Here is a 15,552-nt window from a genome sequence, read left to right on the forward strand (position 1 = left end):
AAGCTAGTGGAACCATTTTTTAAGATGAAGGTTGGCAATGGTGATGAGTTTAATATCACGGATAAAATCCCGGATTTAAAGTATCTAGGGGTTGATGACGCTAGTTCATCGCCACAGTTTACCAATAATTACCAAGACCTATCTGGCAAAGATGGGTCTTCTTTTGTAAGTCAAACATTAGCCAAGCGAACCTTTAATGAGCGGTTCGTGTTGTTTACTAGGAATTGGGAAGAATACCAATTGGCTAAGCATGAAATTTACAAGCTGTTTGGTCAACGAAAGCTGATTCGGGTTCGGACTGATATCAATAGCGCCAAAGTTTATTTTGGCTATGTTAATGCGTTTGATATTAGCCCGATCCAGTCAGGTGCTAATTATGCTAACCTGACCATTCCATTTGATCTACCGAAGCCATATCGATATTCATTATACCGTTCGGACTCTCCTTATACTTTCAAGCAAGCAGGATGGCAGTTTGGTATGAATATCCCAAGCAGAGATGTGCTCAACTACCACTTTATGACCAGCAGTTTTAGAGTCTATAATGCCAGTGATATTAAGGTCGACCCGTATTTTCAGAATCATGATTTGAAGATGATTATCAAATTCAACGGTAGTTCCTTAAAAGTTCATAATAAGACCACTGATACAACCTGGACTTATAACGAAAGTAGTGACGGGAGCCATACGATTATTTGGGATGGACAGTTGCTGTCGACTTATTTAGATGGTAACCAGGTAAACGGTAAGACTGACTTTGGCCATCTTAGTTTAGATCCTGAATGGAATGATATTGAGTGTACTGGAGCTAACTCAGTAGATATTACATTCAGTTTTCCCTTTATTTACCTGATATGAGCGAACTTACTACCCCACTGGTTATCCTGGAAACTAAGGGAGGAAATTTTAATCCGCCTAATAATCCGGGCAAAGACAATATGGCAGTTCTCCAGTCTGTCTTGTCTGATTCAATTTACATTCAGTGGGAAGTCAATAACACATATCAGGCACAGCTCACTGCTTATGATGATGGAAGTGAGGCTTTCAACCTGCTTGAAGTCCAGAACATGGTGAAGATTACGGATCAGTGGTTCATGATTAAGCAAATTCAGCCAGATTATTCTGGGGGTATCACTACCGTTGATGTAACGCTGTCTCATATTTCAAACGAAATTTCTCGAATACGAAGTTACAATGCTAAGGACCCGGTTGATTGGGGAGACCTTTCGCCTACTTCAGAAGATAATCACAAGAATGGTCAGCCGGATCTTCAAGTACCCAGTGATAATGATGATGATCAAACGAAAGAGGTAACGCCGCAGGATATTTTGGACTGTATCTTCAAAAATAATAATTTTGGAGTTACGTACCAAGTAATAGGCAAGTTTAATAAAATTAATGTTGATGATCCGTATGCTAGTGGCAGTGGAAAGGATTATTTAGACAGAATCAAAGAGGCTTGGCCTGACTGTGTAATTTATCCTGATAACCTTAACATTCGCGTATATTCACACGATGAATTTTACAAGAATTATGGCAACCGGATTGATTACCTCCATGATACGGCAGAAATTACTCTGTCATATGATTCCACTGATATGAGCAATTCAGCTCGGTTAGTAGGAGCGAGTTACAGTCAGGAAACAACGGTTGATACCGGGTTGCCCAATGGCAATGCTGGTAAGGGCGCTCAAGCAGTAATTAACGACGCTAAAAAATATCTTGGCGTTCCCTATGTTTGGGGAGGAGCCGGTGGTGCTCGTGGGGGTAATCCATTCAGCGGAATGGATTGTTCTAGTTATGTCTCTCAAGTTTACAAAGATTTTGGTATTAATATCCCTGCCTATGTTCCGTCAATGGAACCATATGGCCATAGAGTAGGCACACCTCAAACGGGTGACATGGGCTTTTATGGTTCACCAGGAGCAAGCTATCATATTTGTTTAGCATTGGACAGTACAACGATGATTTATGAACCCGCTCCTGGTCAGGCCTGCAAAACACAATCAATTGCTTCGTACCCCCCGCAATGGTGGGAACGTAATGACCAAATGGCCGCAATTGTTGGTGCGTCGGGCGGGGATGATGGTGATGCTGATAATACCACGACCGACAGCAAGGAAATGTATTACTTTGCACCCTTCATGTACCAAAACGCGGAAAGCGTTAAGCGTTGGGGAGTGTTTTATACCGATGATATTACTTCCGATACTATCCAAAAAAAGGACGAAATGAAGAAGTATGCAGATACCCAGTTCAAGTTAAACCCTGATCTGGAAATTGATGCTACTTTGGAAGACAATAAGCGGCCAATTGCCGGTGAATTAATTCGGGTCGAAGTTAAACCGAAAAACTTTGTAACCACTGTTGCGGTTGTAGGTTATCAATGGTACCCGTATAGCAAAGCCACCCAATCGACGGAGACGTTGAATTCCAATGGTAAGAACATTCTGGATTATGACAATGCTCAGCGTAGTAAAGTGGCCGCAATTCAAGGCAACGTTCATAAGTTGATGACGAACACTGATACGGTTCAAAGTGGTCAGGAAACCTGGACAGAAAGTGAGGCGGAACAGTATGCCCAGTCCGAATGTAGTTGATTTGTCAGAGTATCAAACTAAGACAGCCAACGGGAAAATGGATATTGATTTTGCCGATCTGAAAGCCAATGGTATTCAAGCCGTCATTTTACGCTTGGGTCACGGAAATACTCGTGATAATGGTGTAGAGCATTTTATTGGACAAGCTCAGCGGGCTGGGTTAGTTATCCATGGCTATCATTTTTACGAAGCCGGGATTAATAACCAAGTTGAATGGTCAATCCAGAATGCTAAGGAATTAGGACTTGCAGCCAATGCCTACTACTTTTTGGACATGGAAGGCAAACTTCCGGGAAATTGGCCGGAAATATTCCGGGCGTTCTATCGGAATTGGAAAATGGCTGGTTGGAACGTCGGCTTATATGCCTCGTTGAGTAAATACAGTCAGTTTGACTTAAACGAGTTTAAAACGAATGAGGTCTATAAGTGGGTAGCTGCCTGGGATGCTGAGCATGCACCGGAGATTGCTGACGTCTGGCAATACAATTGTTTAACTGGGTTAGGCAAGTATTCCTTAAAGTTGGATAAAGACGTTGATATTACTGGTAAGCTAATCCAGAAGATTGAAGCACCGGGCAAACTTGAAACTGATCCCGACGGCCAGTACAAAATCAAGGCTGGGGCCTTCGTTGGCTTTGATTACTCAACTACTGACATTATTGGTGGAAAGATGTTGGTTTCATCGCCGAATGGTGTTGATAAGATTCCTAAATTAGGGCCAGACGGGTCGTTCTTCTTTAACCGGGAAGACGCTCACCGGATGTTGCCTTATTTGAAAGACTTTATTACCCAGCAAATTCAAGCCGCACGGTTACTTACCTGGGATGACATCAAGGGTAAACCAGACGTGGTTCTTCGGAGTGACTTACCGGACTTTAATCAGTTCGCCTTGAAGAAGGACCTGCCAGCCCCCGTGGACCTGTCGGGGTATGCTAAGACTGATACTGTCGAAGCTGTTAAGGCAACCGCTGAGAGTGCACTAAGCAATGCTGAAAAGGCACAATCAACAGCGGACGCCAACAGTAAGGCACTGTCTGTCAAGGCTAACAAGTCGGAAATACCGGATATATCTGGCCTTGCCAAAAAATCTGATATTCCTAGCGTAGCAGGTTTAGTAAAGGAAGCTGAGCTAGCTGATTATGCGAAAAAGTCCGACATTCCTGCACCAGTTGACCTGTCAGGGTACGCTAAGACTGATGTGGTTGATGCCGTTAAAACAGTCGCCGATAAGGCACAAGCAATCGCTGACACTAACAGTAAACTTTTGGAAACAAAGGTTGATCGAAAAGATTTGCCAACAGTACCAACCGATCTGGTGCATAGTGCTGAGTTAGATCAGGTCAGAACTGATGTTAGCCAGGCTCAGCAAGACGCTGCTCAGGCAATGGCGAATGCAAAAAGTGCAAAAGCCGCTATTGATACCTCAGATGAATTCACAGTGAAAAAGCCTTCCGAGTATTCGGAGGGCTTTTCTCATGAGCTTAAACAGGTGGCGGCTATGATTCCTGACCGATCTGGCCTTGATAAAAGTGCTCAGGCGGGTTCGATTGCCGTCTTGTCGACTATGTCATATGGCAACTACGCTCGTCAGACGCTCAAAGTGCTGGACAGTCAACGGCCTATGACTTTTATTAGGAACGGCTCTGGTGATACCTGGTATCCATGGGAGACTGTCACGACAACGATTACAGTTGACTGAGTTGTATCACCATTTTAAGGGGGTGAGGAAAACGGCTAACCAGATTAAATTGCATACAACCGATTTACCAACATCGTTAGATCAAGACTTTTATGATGACTTAGTAGAGAACTTTCGGTTAATTGAACAAGCGTTGAATAATTTTAATAGTGAAATCAATTCGCTGAATGGACAATTCAATGAATTGAATAAAGATGAAATCCAAACAGAATTAATCAATGATGCAGGGATTACCGTTACTGATAATGATGGTGAAACCAGTGATATTGATATTAGTGATACGGGTTCATCTGAAATTAGCTAGAGAGGAGGGATTAAATTTGTCTGTTAATGTAACGCATAACAACAATGGTCACCATTACCGGATAGCGATTGATATTGCTAAAGAAGGGGCCGAAGTGTTTGACCTAACACCTTATTTTAAGGGTCGAGTTGGCGATAATAACTTTGGATTACAAATCGTATGGTACTACCAAGGGCAACTATTAGATGTTGAGGGGATGAAACCCTTTATTCAAGGAAACGTTGGTCACTATTCATTTGATGATAAGAAAAATCTGCAAATGGCACCGGACGCTGGTACTGTTTCATCAACTGGTGATCCGAAGGATTGTCAGGCAAATGGACAAGCTCTATATCGTTTTCCTGAACAAATGTTTCCTAAAGAAGGTATTTTCAAAGGCTTTATCGGCCTACTTGATGATTCTGATGACGGTGGCCATACTCACTTAACCGGGGTCAACATCTGGTTCAGAGTGCTTGGTGGTGTTGCTCAGATGGGTCGGGCCTGTGATTTCTATATTAGCGACCTAGATACCGCGATTGCAAATGCTAAGGAAAAGCTACGGCAGGCAGGGATTGAACATGAAAAAGAATTTGAAAAGATTCTATCTGACTTGCAAACCAAGCAAACAACAATTTCAGCTGAGTTGGACAAACTTGGTAGTGACTCCAAACAGCAATTTGGGGAATGGCTTGCTAAGTATAAGCAGGCATTACAAGATGCACTGGCTGCTGTTGATGATCCTAAGGAGGGCCTCCTGGTCCGTTACAATGCACTGAATGCCATTGCTAAGCAGATTCAGGAAACACTAAAAGATGCCCAGTTCCACGATCGCGTTTTCCAATATGAAAATATTGAGAAAATGAAAGCAGCTCTTGTTCCCATGCCCGGCGACCTGGTGGTTACCCAAGGCTGGGAAGCCCGTGACGATGCTCGCGGCGGCTTCTGGCGGATTCGGGTCAAGCGTGATGGTGAAACGGCCAACGGGACGACAATCATTGAGCTGGGCACCGGCTATATCGCAGAGCGGGACTTTGGCATTGTTGAAGATATGGCCCCAATCCACATGGGAACGGTGACCTACGAAGCCAAGGCGGACGCTGACGGCTTCGTGGACTTAATGCCACCGGTTCATATGTATGTGTCGAAGTATGGGGCCGGAATTGCCCAGGCCGACGTGGATATGGCCGGCGGGTCCGAGGTCAGTGAAGTTAAGGTGCAGCCAATCTTTGATGGCAACAAGTGTGAAATCTACATTTCGCCAGCCGACATTCGGTTTAGAATGCCGGGCATTAATTTGGAAACACCTAGCTCTGCTGAGTGTGACGGGCCAAACGTGTACGTGGTTACTGACATCTATACGCTGACCATATCACTCAAGGGGGCTAAGGCAACCGGCTTCACGATTGATAAGGACTTCATTACGGAGTACCGAGACTTGATGACAAACTTATAGGAGGTATAAAGAATGGTTGATGAACTGAAAATGACGCACGGCGAGGACTTGTGGCAAGGCAAGTACAACCGCCTTGTTGATACCGTAGAAAAAATGGGAGGGGTAGTAGACCAACTCCACTGGACTACATCTGATGACGGCATCGTATTTTTGAATGGCTGGCAAGGCAATGTAAGCTATGAATACGTTCAAATTGGCGATAAGAAGCTGGTTAGTCTTCGAGGTGCTATCAAAGGCAATGCCAAGGCGGCCCAATATACTGAATTAATGACAATTCCTGACAACATCAAGCCAAAGAATAGGATGCTTCAGTACCAGTATTGGGATTCAATTGTTCAAATTGTGGACAATAAGATTGGCGTGCGCAGTGGTGGGGACATTAAAGAATCCACCGATAGCACCTGGAATCTAGTTTTTGAATTTAACTATGTATGCTAAAAAGGAGGAATAGCGAATGGCAATGGTATATTATGCGGACCCAGTAACCCTCGTATCTATGGGGGCACGTCCGGAACCCGATGGTTATCAGCTCAAGTCAAATGAAAGTTTCGACAATCCGAGTGGCTTACAGTCGCCGCAGAAGCTGACACCTACCGGATGGGTAGCCGCTACCGATGAGGAGCACAAGGATTACTTGGAAGCACAACAGAAGAAGTTCTTGGCTGAAAACCCACAGTTTACTCAGCCTAGCCAACCGGCAGACGACAAGGGTACCGAAGCCCTGGGCGCCTTGGGTAAGCAAGTCGGGCAACTTGTGATTGATAACCAGAAGAACGCACAAGCGCTTCAAGCGCTAGGTGCTCAAGTAGCTAGTTTTATCGCAAAGGACAACGCAAACGGAGGTAAGTAATTATGGGAGCAATGTTTGATTTTTGCAAAATTATGTATGGTACGACTGGCTTTGATTTGGACTTTTATGTAAAGTTGGGCGACGCAGTTCTAACTGTCGCTGGATACAAGGCAATCACCGGCAAGGACTACGCTCCTGCCACGACACCAGCTGTATAGCTTGTTAGATAGCTGGATATAGCTGATATATAGTCGCCTGAGAAATACACAATACATAGAAAGCCCCGGGTTTAGTCATTTCAAATGACAAAACTCCAGGGCTTTTATTATGGGCGGCTTTAAAATAAAAAATGGACGCTTATTAAGCGCCCGCAACCGGTTCGGCATTGAGGAGCTACCACAACACCATTTTGCGCACCGGCCTTCTAATCATCATGTCTATATTATATCACATTCTAATTGTGATACAATAATTACTGCGCACCGGGTGGGTAGCTCCCACTTAAACCGTGTGCAATAGGAGGTGACTCCTATGGGACATTGGTTCCTTCTGATCATCATCGTGCCTAGTAAGCACGCTAAACAACTAATTAAGTGGTTGCTCAAGTAGTGACCCGAGCGCTTATCTTCGGATAGGCGCTTTTATTTTACCAAATTTTAGGGAGGTGGGGAAATGCACCAAGTTATGGGACTAGGGATTGATGAATGGGGATCGATTGTCGCAATCATTGGTGGCATCGGTTGTTTCTTTGGAGTAATCATCAAAGTGACGTCAGTAATGAATAGACTTCAAAATACGATGGAAATGCTAGACTCAACGCTCCGAGGATTGGTTAATGACAATCGTGAAACTAAGCACCGCCTTGATAAACTGGAAGACCGATTTGAGGAACATATTGGGGAAGCCAAAGTGCGGAACCAAAGAATCACAAGTCTGGAACATGAAGTATACGACCGAAAGAAGGAATAACTTATGTGGAATTTTTTAATGCACTTGGGGAACTGGCTTGTAACATCGGGGGTTGCGGGAGCCGTAGCTGTCTTTGCATGGAAGTACTTCAAGCCAGTCATGGTTGAGAAGCAAAAGCACGCCAAGACCGTACAAGAGAAGGAGCTGCTGGGCTTGGTCAATTCCCTGGCCGATAATGCAGTCAACAGCCTGGTAAGTGCTCAGGGTGTTACTGGCCCCGACAAGTTCAAGGAAGCCACTAAGATTGTAGGTGGCACTTTGGCTGATAAGGGCTTCGACGTACACCGGGAAACAGTCGAGCACGCTGTACAGGCTGCTTACGAAAAGAGTGACCTGACCCCAACTGTTGACCCCAACAAGGAACCACAGACGGGAGTGGTAGTTCATGACTAACTACGGCTACACTCTTGATGTGGCCGCCTTTCAGCCGCAAGCAGTCTACTACGACTTCTGGTCTAAGTGGAAAGCTCGTGGGGTGAAGGGCGGTATCGTCAAGCTGACTGAAAGTATCTGGTACGTCAACGAATACGCCGCAGGGCAGATTGCCGCTATCAAGCATGAGGGACTGGCAGTATCTGGGTATCACTTCTCACGGTTCCGGGGGAATTCATACCAGGCCGTGCAAGAAGCCAACTTCGCTATTGCTCGTGCTCGACAGGTAGGCTTACCACAGGGAGCTCCGCTAATTCTTGATTACGAAGAGAAGCTAGGTTACCGGGCAAGCAACACGCAAGCGGCAATTGCCTTCTTGAAGTGCGTCAAGGCGGCTGGCTATCGTCCGGTCTTCTACTCGTACTCTGGTATGGCTAACCTGTGGGACTTTGAAGCCATTCATGCGGCCACCGGTGCTGTCATGTGGATTGCGGCATATCCTACGCTTGCGGGGGTCACTTCACCTGCTATGGGCTACTTCCCAGGTATCAGCAATTTTATCTGTGCTTGGCAGTTTACTGATAACTTTTACGGTGAGCACATTGACGGCTCAATTGATTTAACGGGGGTGTTTACAGGCATGACACAACAAAAGATTACCAGTGGTGGCCACCTAGACGACTGCCACTTTGAAGATAACAAGTTGGTTGTTGGTGGCTGGTTTGCCAGTGATAAAGCTAACGGTAAGAGCAACCACTATATCATCATTACCGATGACCAGGGGCATGAACTTGCCCGGCAAAGTGTGGCACTGTCACCACGTCCTGATGTGGCTAAGGCGTTCCCAGATATTCCGGGGGCTGGTCAATCTGGCTTTGCGGCCAAGTTTGACTACACGGCGGCAATGGCCGGCAAGAAACTACGGGTCTACTTCCGCTACACGGATGACCCAGCCGGCAATGGTAATGCGGTAGATTACACCAGCTTAGCTGACCTGAGCAAGTCAGCTGCTTACCTGGATAGCATGAGCGTGTCCTTTGGCAAGCAGCTACATGTCGCAGGTTGGTTTGCGTCTGACTTGTCCATTGGCAAGCAGCATCGCTTCGTCATTCTGTTTGACGCGGCTGCCAACCGGGAACTGCAACGGGTCAAGGTTGATTCTGCGGCTCGCCCAGATGTGGCCAAGGCTCAATCTGCCATCTATGGATCCGGGCAATCCGGCTTCAATGCGGCCTTTGACTATGACGCTAGTCTGGTCGGCCATAAGCTCCAGATTATTGCCCGCTACTCTGACGAAGAGCACGGCGAAGGTAAGTACGTCGATTACTGGTTCGACCCGTTCCAGGGGCCATCTATGCCGGTCCTGGACGGCAAGATGGAGCAAACCTTTGTCGCTCATGACATTAGTTTAAGCCGCCAGCAGGACGGAACCCTGCTGGTCAATGCAAAATAAAAAGATAGGAGATGAAAAGTCTCCCTTTAAAAGTTAACCGTGACCCGGGCCTGTGTGGAAGCAGGTGCCGGGTCTTTTTTTGTGCAAAAAAGTATTGCCACGTCTATGTTAATAAGGTATAATATAATTGTAGTCAAGGATAGGAAGTAGCTAGCCTTGAATTGACTACAGCGTTCCGGAAGTAATTCCCCAAGTCCGGAAAGGGGATGATACCGATGGAAACAAAAGTAACCCGGAAAGAGAGGGTGCCTTGTTATCGCACTGGCAATCTGGTTATTGTCGGTAGCCGCGATTAACTTCGCCAAGGCTTACACGATAATAAAAAAAGCTAATCGCAGATAGCGGTTAGCTGACACATCTATTTCCGGAACGCAAAGAGTCAAGAGCTGGTACCTCTTGGCTTTTTGCATATAAAGTATACCATATTAATGATAGAAGGTCGATAAAGATGGTTAGTGAAGCCCAGAAAAGAGCTAAACAAAAATGGGATAGTAATAATAAGGAAAAGAACCGAATTTACCGTTACCGCTCTTACGCCCGAAAATTCGTCCGGGACTTAGCCACTGATGACGATTTAAGGGAACTGCAAAAAATGATTACTGAACGGCTGGGTGAATAATTTGTACCCCAAATGTACCCCAACTTTATTATTTTGCATGATTTTCTACGATTTTAAAAAATAAACTAAAAGCCCCAACTCCTTTAATATCAAGGAATTGGGGCTTCTTCATGATTTTACAGAATTCTATTTAAATGGAACGGGTGGGAATCGAACCCACAACCCTCGGTTTAGAAGACCGATGCTCTATCCAGTTGCGCTACCGCTCCAGACAGGTTTAAGTATATAATTTTCTTTAATTCATTGTCAATTGCTTACTGAAGAGATATTAAATAAATTATTGAAAAAAGTACGTTAAGAAGTTTGACAAAGCGCTTTCGAGGAACCTATACTTTAAAGGAGTAGAAGTATGGGAAGGGGAGAAGAACACAAGCTGAAGATGAAAGGATGATGATTGATGGCTGTTAATAAGACGGACCCGCGCGTGGTAAAAACGAGAAATAGCCTGCGCAAGGCGCTTGTTTACCTAATGCGGCGTGAAAAGATCGAGGATATAAGCGTCCAAAAAATTACAGAAACTGCCAGCATCACCCGCGGAACTTTCTATTTACATTACAAGGATAAGCACGACTTTATTAAGTCGGCGATTAAAGAAATCCTTGATGACTTCTTTGCTGAAGTAATGGTAGATAGTGATGACTTTAGTTTGTCAATGAAGCGAACGGTGCAGGTGTTTTCCGTAAGTAGAGCTTTTAACTACATTGAGAAGAACGCCGATATCTTTGATGTTCTATTGAATAGTGAAAAGACAGATTTCTTCTATGAACAGATGTATGATCGTTTGGCAAACGGTTTAGCAAATTATTGTAACACTGTAAACGATCCACAAAAACAGCAGCCGGTTCCTCTCCAATTGCAAATCTCCTTTATTGATTCGGCTTTTCTCGGGCTCATCCGTCACTGGCTTAAAGACGGGATGATTTATACCGCCCGTTATATGACCCAAAGCGTTGAGAAGATGTTTAATCAATTTAACAGCGACAATATCATTAGTGCGGGCTTTTTTGTCAGTGAAGAGGGCGCGCCAGTAAGTGATATTTAGGCTGGGGTAGGAGTGCCCGCTAAACAGATCACAGTTTATCCGCACTCCAGAGTTAAATTGTCCAACAGGGGGCTGAGAACCAACTCAGCCTCTTTACTATTTTTAAAGAGCTTATCCACCAGACTTTTCTGGACGTCGGAACTATTCTTTCGGGCTAGCTTGTGACGCGGGAGCGAAGGCAGACGAACTAGTCAAGTCGGCTTTATCCTCATGTCCCGCCATTTCAAAAGGGCTGCCCTAAATTAAGAGTTGACGACTATCGGAAAATTTGCTATCATACAAACGTTGTATTTGTGAACCAACAACTACAACCGCACGCTATCAAGTTCAAAGCACTGCTGCTTGATTCGGCGAGTCTGAGATATTAAGGAGGTGCACAATATGTACGCAATTATCGTTACTGGCGGTAAGCAATACAAGGTTGAAGAAGGCAAGGCCATCTTCGTTGAAAAGCTTGACGCTAAGCAGGGTGACAAGGTTACCTTTGATAAGGTAATCTTAGTTAGTGGTGACGACACCAAGATCGGTACGCCATTCGTTGATGGTGCTGCTGTTGAAGGGACTGTCGAAAAGCAAGGTAAGGAAAAGAAGGTTGTTACCTTCAAGTACAAGCCTAAGAAGCACACCCACACTAAGCAGGGTCACCGTCAACCATACACTAAGGTTACGATCAACAAGATCAACGCTTAATGTGGAGGTGAGGGCATGATTCGGGCACACTTTACGTTAGATTCGAATCGGCGAATCACCGACTTTGCGATTACCGGTCATGCTGAGGCCGGCCCGTACGGACAAGATATTGTCTGTGCAGCCGTATCTGCTTTGACCATTTCTACCATTAACGGCTTAGAACACGTTGTTCACTACAAGCCAGCGGTAGAAAGCGATAATCAAAATGGGGGCCTATTAAAGGCGTCCGCACTGGGAACTGACCATGATAGTCAGCTCCTCCTGAATACCTTGCTGAATGGCCTGTTAGACATTCAGCAAAGCTATCCAGCTAACATTGAAGTAAAAATGTTAAACTAAGTTCATTGCCGGAGGTGAACAACTATGATTATGGATTTGCAATTCTTCTCCCACCACAAAGGGGGCGGTTCCACTGCCAACGGTCGGAACTCAGCTGGTCGTCGTCTTGGTACTAAGGCCGCTGATGGTTCAATGGTAACTGCTGGTTCCATCATTTACCGTCAACGTGGTACGCACATCAACCCAGGTGAAAACGTGGGCCGTGGTGGTGACGATACTCTGTACGCTAAGGTTGCCGGTGTTGTTAAGTTTGAACGCATGGGCCGTGACAAGCGCAAGGTATCTGTCTACCCAGTTGCTGAATAAGTTAAATGATCAAGGAGGTTGGGAATTAACTCAACCTCTTTCTTGTTTTAAAGTTAATTCTGGAACGATGTGGCAGCCGGGAAAATAACCCCGCCATGCGTCAAAACCTGTTCAATGGGGAAGACGGATTAGGAAACTAACCCTGTCCGCTCCGCCTGTTAAATCAAAAGGAGGGAAAATGATGGCTACTCGAATTCAACGCCTCCAACAGCGCCTGCCTAAGCTGTACGTCGACGCTTTCTTAATCACTGACCAGACTAATATTGCTTACTTAACCGGGTTTAACCTTCTTCAAGGGGATGGCTTTCTGTTAGTTACTGAGGACCAGGCAATTATCGTGACTGATGCTCGTTACCAGCTAGCCTTGGATGAGTTTGACAGTGATGAGGTCGTGGCGACCATCAGCCAAGACTACTACCATGATCTTGACCGTCTTTGCCAAGCTATGCAGATTGCCGTCTTGGGATATGAGGAAAGTATTTCCTACCGTTTATACGACCTGCTTGACGAAATAATGACTGCGGACCTCGTGCCGTTTAATCAGCTGCTTGAAAAAATGCGGTTGGTCAAAGACAGTACGGAAGTGGCAAAGCTCCAACGGGCCGCGGACCTGCACACCGCCGGCTTCCGCTACCTCCTGGAGCAAATTCGTCCTGGGGTCAGTGAACGCCACCTGGCTAACCTGCTTGACTACTGGATGAAGGAACACGGCGCTAGTGGGGCCTCTTTCCCAACGATTGTGGCGAGCGGCCTTAACGCTGCCAAGCCCCACGCTACCGCTAGTGACAAGCTGCTGGCTGACGGGGACATCTTAACGCTGGACTTTGGCTACTTCGTTGACGGTTATACTGCTGATATGACCCGGACGGTTGCGGTGGGATCAATTGACCCGGAGCTGCGTGATGTTTATCAAATTGTTAATGCTGCCCGGCAGGCAGTGATTGACCAGGTCCGGGTCGGTGCTCGTGGAGACAAGCTCGACGCCGCGGGGCGCCGGTTGATCGAAGAAGCTGGCTACGGGGATGAATTCAACCATGGGATGGGACATGGTATCGGTCTGGCTGTCCACGAATTACCGGCGAGCTATGGTCCGGGAGCTAGCCAGATCAAGCTGGTTAATAACGAAGTGCTCACGGTTGAACCGGGAATTTATATTCCAGAAATTGGCGGCGTTAGGATAGAGGATGATGTGGTCGTTACCCATGCCGGTCCCCGAGTACTGACAGCGGCGCCGACTGATCTGATAATTGTGGGTGATTAAGGTGGAGGAGCAGTTAAGGAAGCTCTACCGGTCGATTAATGACCAGGGCCGCCGGCGGATTCGTGCGCGGCAACCGGAAATCGACCGCTGCCTCCGGTCGCCCCGTCCAGATAGCCGCCGGGGACTGACTCTGCTGGGACGCCTGCCAGCCCATGTGAGTCGAAATATTGAATTTACCCTGCAGCAGTTAGCTGCGGTTGCTCCAGAGCAATACTATTACCCATCGCCTGATCTCCACATTACGGTGATGGATTTATTAGCGGCACGGGATGGTTTGCGGCTTTCCGCCAAGCAGCTTGCTCGCTACCGGGCGGCAGTTGGCAAAATCGTCGCGACCACCCCACCGATTCACTGGCGGCTCCAGGGGATGATTGTCAGTCCAGGAGCGGTATTAGTAACCGGCGACTACGGTCCGGAGTTGGCGGAATTACGGCGCCGGCTCCGGTCCGAACTGCCTGCACTGCACCTGCCCGTGGCGGAGCGGTACCCGACCGTTTCGGGACACGTTACGGTGGCACGGTTCACCCATCCCATTAGTGCTCCGGATCGTTTCTTGGCGGCAATTAAGGAAAACGCGGCGACAAATTATGGTCACTTTACCATGCACGCACTCGACTTAGTCGTTCACGACTGGTATAACCGCCAAGTCGAGTCCTGCGTCCGTCTGCCGTTTGCGGGGGATGGCCGTTGATTTTTACCCGTATTTAGTGCAAAATAGATAAAGACTATTGGTAACGGCTGCTCGGCTGTTACACTCTTGTGTTGATAATACTTAGAGACAGGGTTCGTGCCCGGTTCCCATGGAGGGTTAAAAATGCCAGAAGAATCAAAAATTATTTTAAATGATGATCAGAGCCTCGGAACAATCGAAATTGCTCCCCGGGTATTAGAAATCATTGCTGGTTACGCGGCAAGCGAGGTTGATGGTGTATCCAAGATGTACGGATCATTTGCCAACAGCGTTAGTGAACTGTTGGGACGGTCTGATCACCGGCGGGGGGTCAAACTGGTAAAGGACAGTGACTCCTTGACTATCGACGTGGACGTCTACGTTGAGTACGGTGTTTCCGTCCCGAAAGTAGCGGGCCAAATCCAGAAGCGGATCAAGCAACAGGTAACTCTCATGACTAATTTGGTAGTGACGGAAGTTAACGTCCACGTTAAGGGGGTTGTTGCCCTGCAGGAAGAAAAGCAGGTTGATCCGGATAACCTATTTAGTGAAGATTCCGAAGATGATGGAGGTAACGAAGAAGCATGAGTTTAACTCGTCACGCGCTTCGTGAAGAGGCGTTCCAAGTTTTGTTTGCTTTACAAACTAACCCGGATGCCGACTTGGCAACGATTTACCAGTCGATTCCACACCATGATGAACGGGCGATTCCCGAATACGTCCAACGGCTGGCGACTGGAGTCAGTGACCGGCAGGCTGCTTTAGATGGGCAGATTAGCAGTCTGCTTGCCAGTGACTGGACGATTGATCGCCTGGCTAAGGCTGATTTGATCATTCTCCGCTTGGCCTTATATGAGCTGCAATACGTTGAGGAAGTTCCAACGCCCGTGGCAATTAATGAGGCCCTGGAATTAGCAAAGGAATTTAGTAACGATCAATCCCGAAAGTTTATTAACGGTGCTCTTGGCCGGTTTGAAAAGGAAAACAACTTATAAAATGAGTG

20 protein-coding genes, 1 tRNA gene and 1 other annotated feature are annotated in these 15,552 nt (G+C 46.5%); of the genes, 20 read left to right on the top strand and 1 reads right to left on the bottom strand.

Annotated elements, in window-relative coordinates:
• Positions 1-6 precede the first annotated feature (6 nt).
• The 12 genes from FC49_RS03605 to FC49_RS10045 all read left to right on the top strand — a co-directional run bounded on the left by FC49_RS03605 (position 7) and on the right by FC49_RS10045 (position 10,241).
• Positions 7-858, top strand: a complete 852-nt coding sequence (locus tag FC49_RS03605) for a phage tail domain-containing protein (RefSeq protein ID WP_056984275.1) — start codon at positions 7-9, stop codon at positions 856-858.
• Between the two features lie 80 nt (positions 859-938).
• The gene (locus FC49_RS03610) at positions 939-2,600 is read left to right on the top strand and encodes a phage tail protein (RefSeq protein WP_235804865.1); all 1,662 of its coding nucleotides are present in this window, start codon (positions 939-941) and stop codon (positions 2,598-2,600) included.
• Positions 2,578-4,299 (top strand): GH25 family lysozyme, encoded by a 1,722-nt coding sequence (locus tag FC49_RS03615; protein WP_056984279.1) that lies wholly within the window; start codon positions 2,578-2,580, stop codon positions 4,297-4,299. Before FC49_RS03610 ends, FC49_RS03615 begins: the two co-directional genes overlap by 23 nt.
• Positions 4,292-4,603, top strand: a complete 312-nt coding sequence (locus tag FC49_RS03620) for a hypothetical protein (RefSeq protein WP_156402464.1) — start codon at positions 4,292-4,294, stop codon at positions 4,601-4,603. Before FC49_RS03615 ends, FC49_RS03620 begins: the two co-directional genes overlap by 8 nt.
• Positions 4,604-4,619: 16 nt before the next feature.
• Positions 4,620-6,038 carry a hypothetical protein gene (locus FC49_RS03625; RefSeq protein ID WP_056984283.1) on the top strand — a complete coding sequence of 473 codons (1,419 nt, stop codon included), beginning with the start codon at positions 4,620-4,622 and terminating at the stop codon, positions 6,036-6,038.
• A 12-nt stretch (positions 6,039-6,050) separates the two neighbouring features.
• The gene (locus FC49_RS03630; protein WP_056984287.1) at positions 6,051-6,476 is read left to right on the top strand and encodes a hypothetical protein; all 426 of its coding nucleotides are present in this window, start codon (positions 6,051-6,053) and stop codon (positions 6,474-6,476) included.
• A gap of 16 nt (positions 6,477-6,492) precedes the next feature.
• Complete coding sequence (locus tag FC49_RS03635; protein ID WP_056984289.1) at positions 6,493-6,888, top strand: hypothetical protein; 396 nt, start codon at positions 6,493-6,495, stop codon at positions 6,886-6,888.
• Positions 6,889-6,890: 2 nt separating this feature from the next.
• Positions 6,891-7,046 (top strand): XkdX family protein, encoded by a 156-nt coding sequence (locus FC49_RS09905; protein ID WP_235804866.1) that lies wholly within the window; start codon positions 6,891-6,893, stop codon positions 7,044-7,046.
• Positions 7,047-7,500: 454 nt separating this feature from the next.
• Positions 7,501-7,797, top strand: coding sequence for a hypothetical protein (locus FC49_RS03640; protein ID WP_056984292.1), 297 nt, complete (start codon positions 7,501-7,503; stop codon positions 7,795-7,797).
• Positions 7,798-7,800: 3 nt separating this feature from the next.
• Positions 7,801-8,190 carry a phage holin family protein gene (locus tag FC49_RS03645; protein ID WP_056984294.1) on the top strand — a complete coding sequence of 130 codons (390 nt, stop codon included), beginning with the start codon at positions 7,801-7,803 and terminating at the stop codon, positions 8,188-8,190.
• On the top strand, positions 8,183-9,622 hold the full coding sequence (locus FC49_RS03650; RefSeq protein ID WP_056984296.1) for a GH25 family lysozyme: 1,440 nt from the start codon (positions 8,183-8,185) through the stop codon (positions 9,620-9,622). Before FC49_RS03645 ends, FC49_RS03650 begins: the two co-directional genes overlap by 8 nt.
• A gap of 448 nt (positions 9,623-10,070) precedes the next feature.
• Positions 10,071-10,241: a hypothetical protein gene (locus FC49_RS10045; protein WP_164477254.1), complete on the top strand. Its 171-nt coding sequence runs from the start codon at positions 10,071-10,073 to the stop codon at positions 10,239-10,241.
• 135 nt (positions 10,242-10,376) lie between these two features.
• Here the strand turns inward: FC49_RS10045 and FC49_RS03655 are convergent.
• Positions 10,377-10,450 (bottom strand) — tRNA-Arg (locus FC49_RS03655).
• Between the two features lie 188 nt (positions 10,451-10,638).
• Between FC49_RS03655 and FC49_RS03660 the strand changes: the two genes are divergently transcribed.
• From FC49_RS03660 to nusB, 8 genes are all read left to right on the top strand, one after another.
• Positions 10,639-11,283: a TetR/AcrR family transcriptional regulator gene (locus FC49_RS03660; protein ID WP_003713422.1), complete on the top strand. Its 645-nt coding sequence runs from the start codon at positions 10,639-10,641 to the stop codon at positions 11,281-11,283.
• Between the two features lie 299 nt (positions 11,284-11,582).
• Positions 11,583-11,651 (top strand) — a sequence feature (ribosomal protein L21 leader region).
• 13 nt (positions 11,652-11,664) lie between these two features.
• On the top strand, positions 11,665-11,973 hold the full coding sequence (gene rplU / locus FC49_RS03665) for a 50S ribosomal protein L21 (RefSeq protein WP_056984298.1): 309 nt from the start codon (positions 11,665-11,667) through the stop codon (positions 11,971-11,973).
• A gap of 15 nt (positions 11,974-11,988) precedes the next feature.
• The gene (locus FC49_RS03670; RefSeq protein ID WP_003713496.1) at positions 11,989-12,312 is read left to right on the top strand and encodes a ribosomal-processing cysteine protease Prp; all 324 of its coding nucleotides are present in this window, start codon (positions 11,989-11,991) and stop codon (positions 12,310-12,312) included.
• Positions 12,313-12,336: 24 nt separating this feature from the next.
• Entirely contained in the window at positions 12,337-12,618 is a 282-nt protein-coding gene (rpmA, locus tag FC49_RS03675; protein WP_003713367.1) for a 50S ribosomal protein L27, read from the top strand.
• Between the two features lie 178 nt (positions 12,619-12,796).
• Positions 12,797-13,879: a M24 family metallopeptidase gene (locus FC49_RS03680; RefSeq protein ID WP_003713346.1), complete on the top strand. Its 1,083-nt coding sequence runs from the start codon at positions 12,797-12,799 to the stop codon at positions 13,877-13,879.
• A 1-nt stretch (position 13,880) separates the two neighbouring features.
• Complete coding sequence (locus tag FC49_RS03685) at positions 13,881-14,570, top strand: 2'-5' RNA ligase family protein (RefSeq protein ID WP_056984300.1); 690 nt, start codon at positions 13,881-13,883, stop codon at positions 14,568-14,570.
• A gap of 123 nt (positions 14,571-14,693) precedes the next feature.
• Entirely contained in the window at positions 14,694-15,137 is a 444-nt protein-coding gene (locus FC49_RS03690) for an Asp23/Gls24 family envelope stress response protein (RefSeq protein WP_003713397.1), read from the top strand.
• Complete coding sequence (nusB, locus tag FC49_RS03695) at positions 15,134-15,544, top strand: transcription antitermination factor NusB (protein ID WP_003713492.1); 411 nt, start codon at positions 15,134-15,136, stop codon at positions 15,542-15,544. The genes FC49_RS03690 and nusB overlap by 4 nt, the downstream gene beginning before the upstream one ends.
• The last annotated feature ends 8 nt before the right edge of the window (positions 15,545-15,552 follow it).

The organism is Limosilactobacillus oris DSM 4864, assembly GCF_001434465.1.
GTDB classification, from domain to species: domain Bacteria; phylum Bacillota; class Bacilli; order Lactobacillales; family Lactobacillaceae; genus Limosilactobacillus; species Limosilactobacillus oris.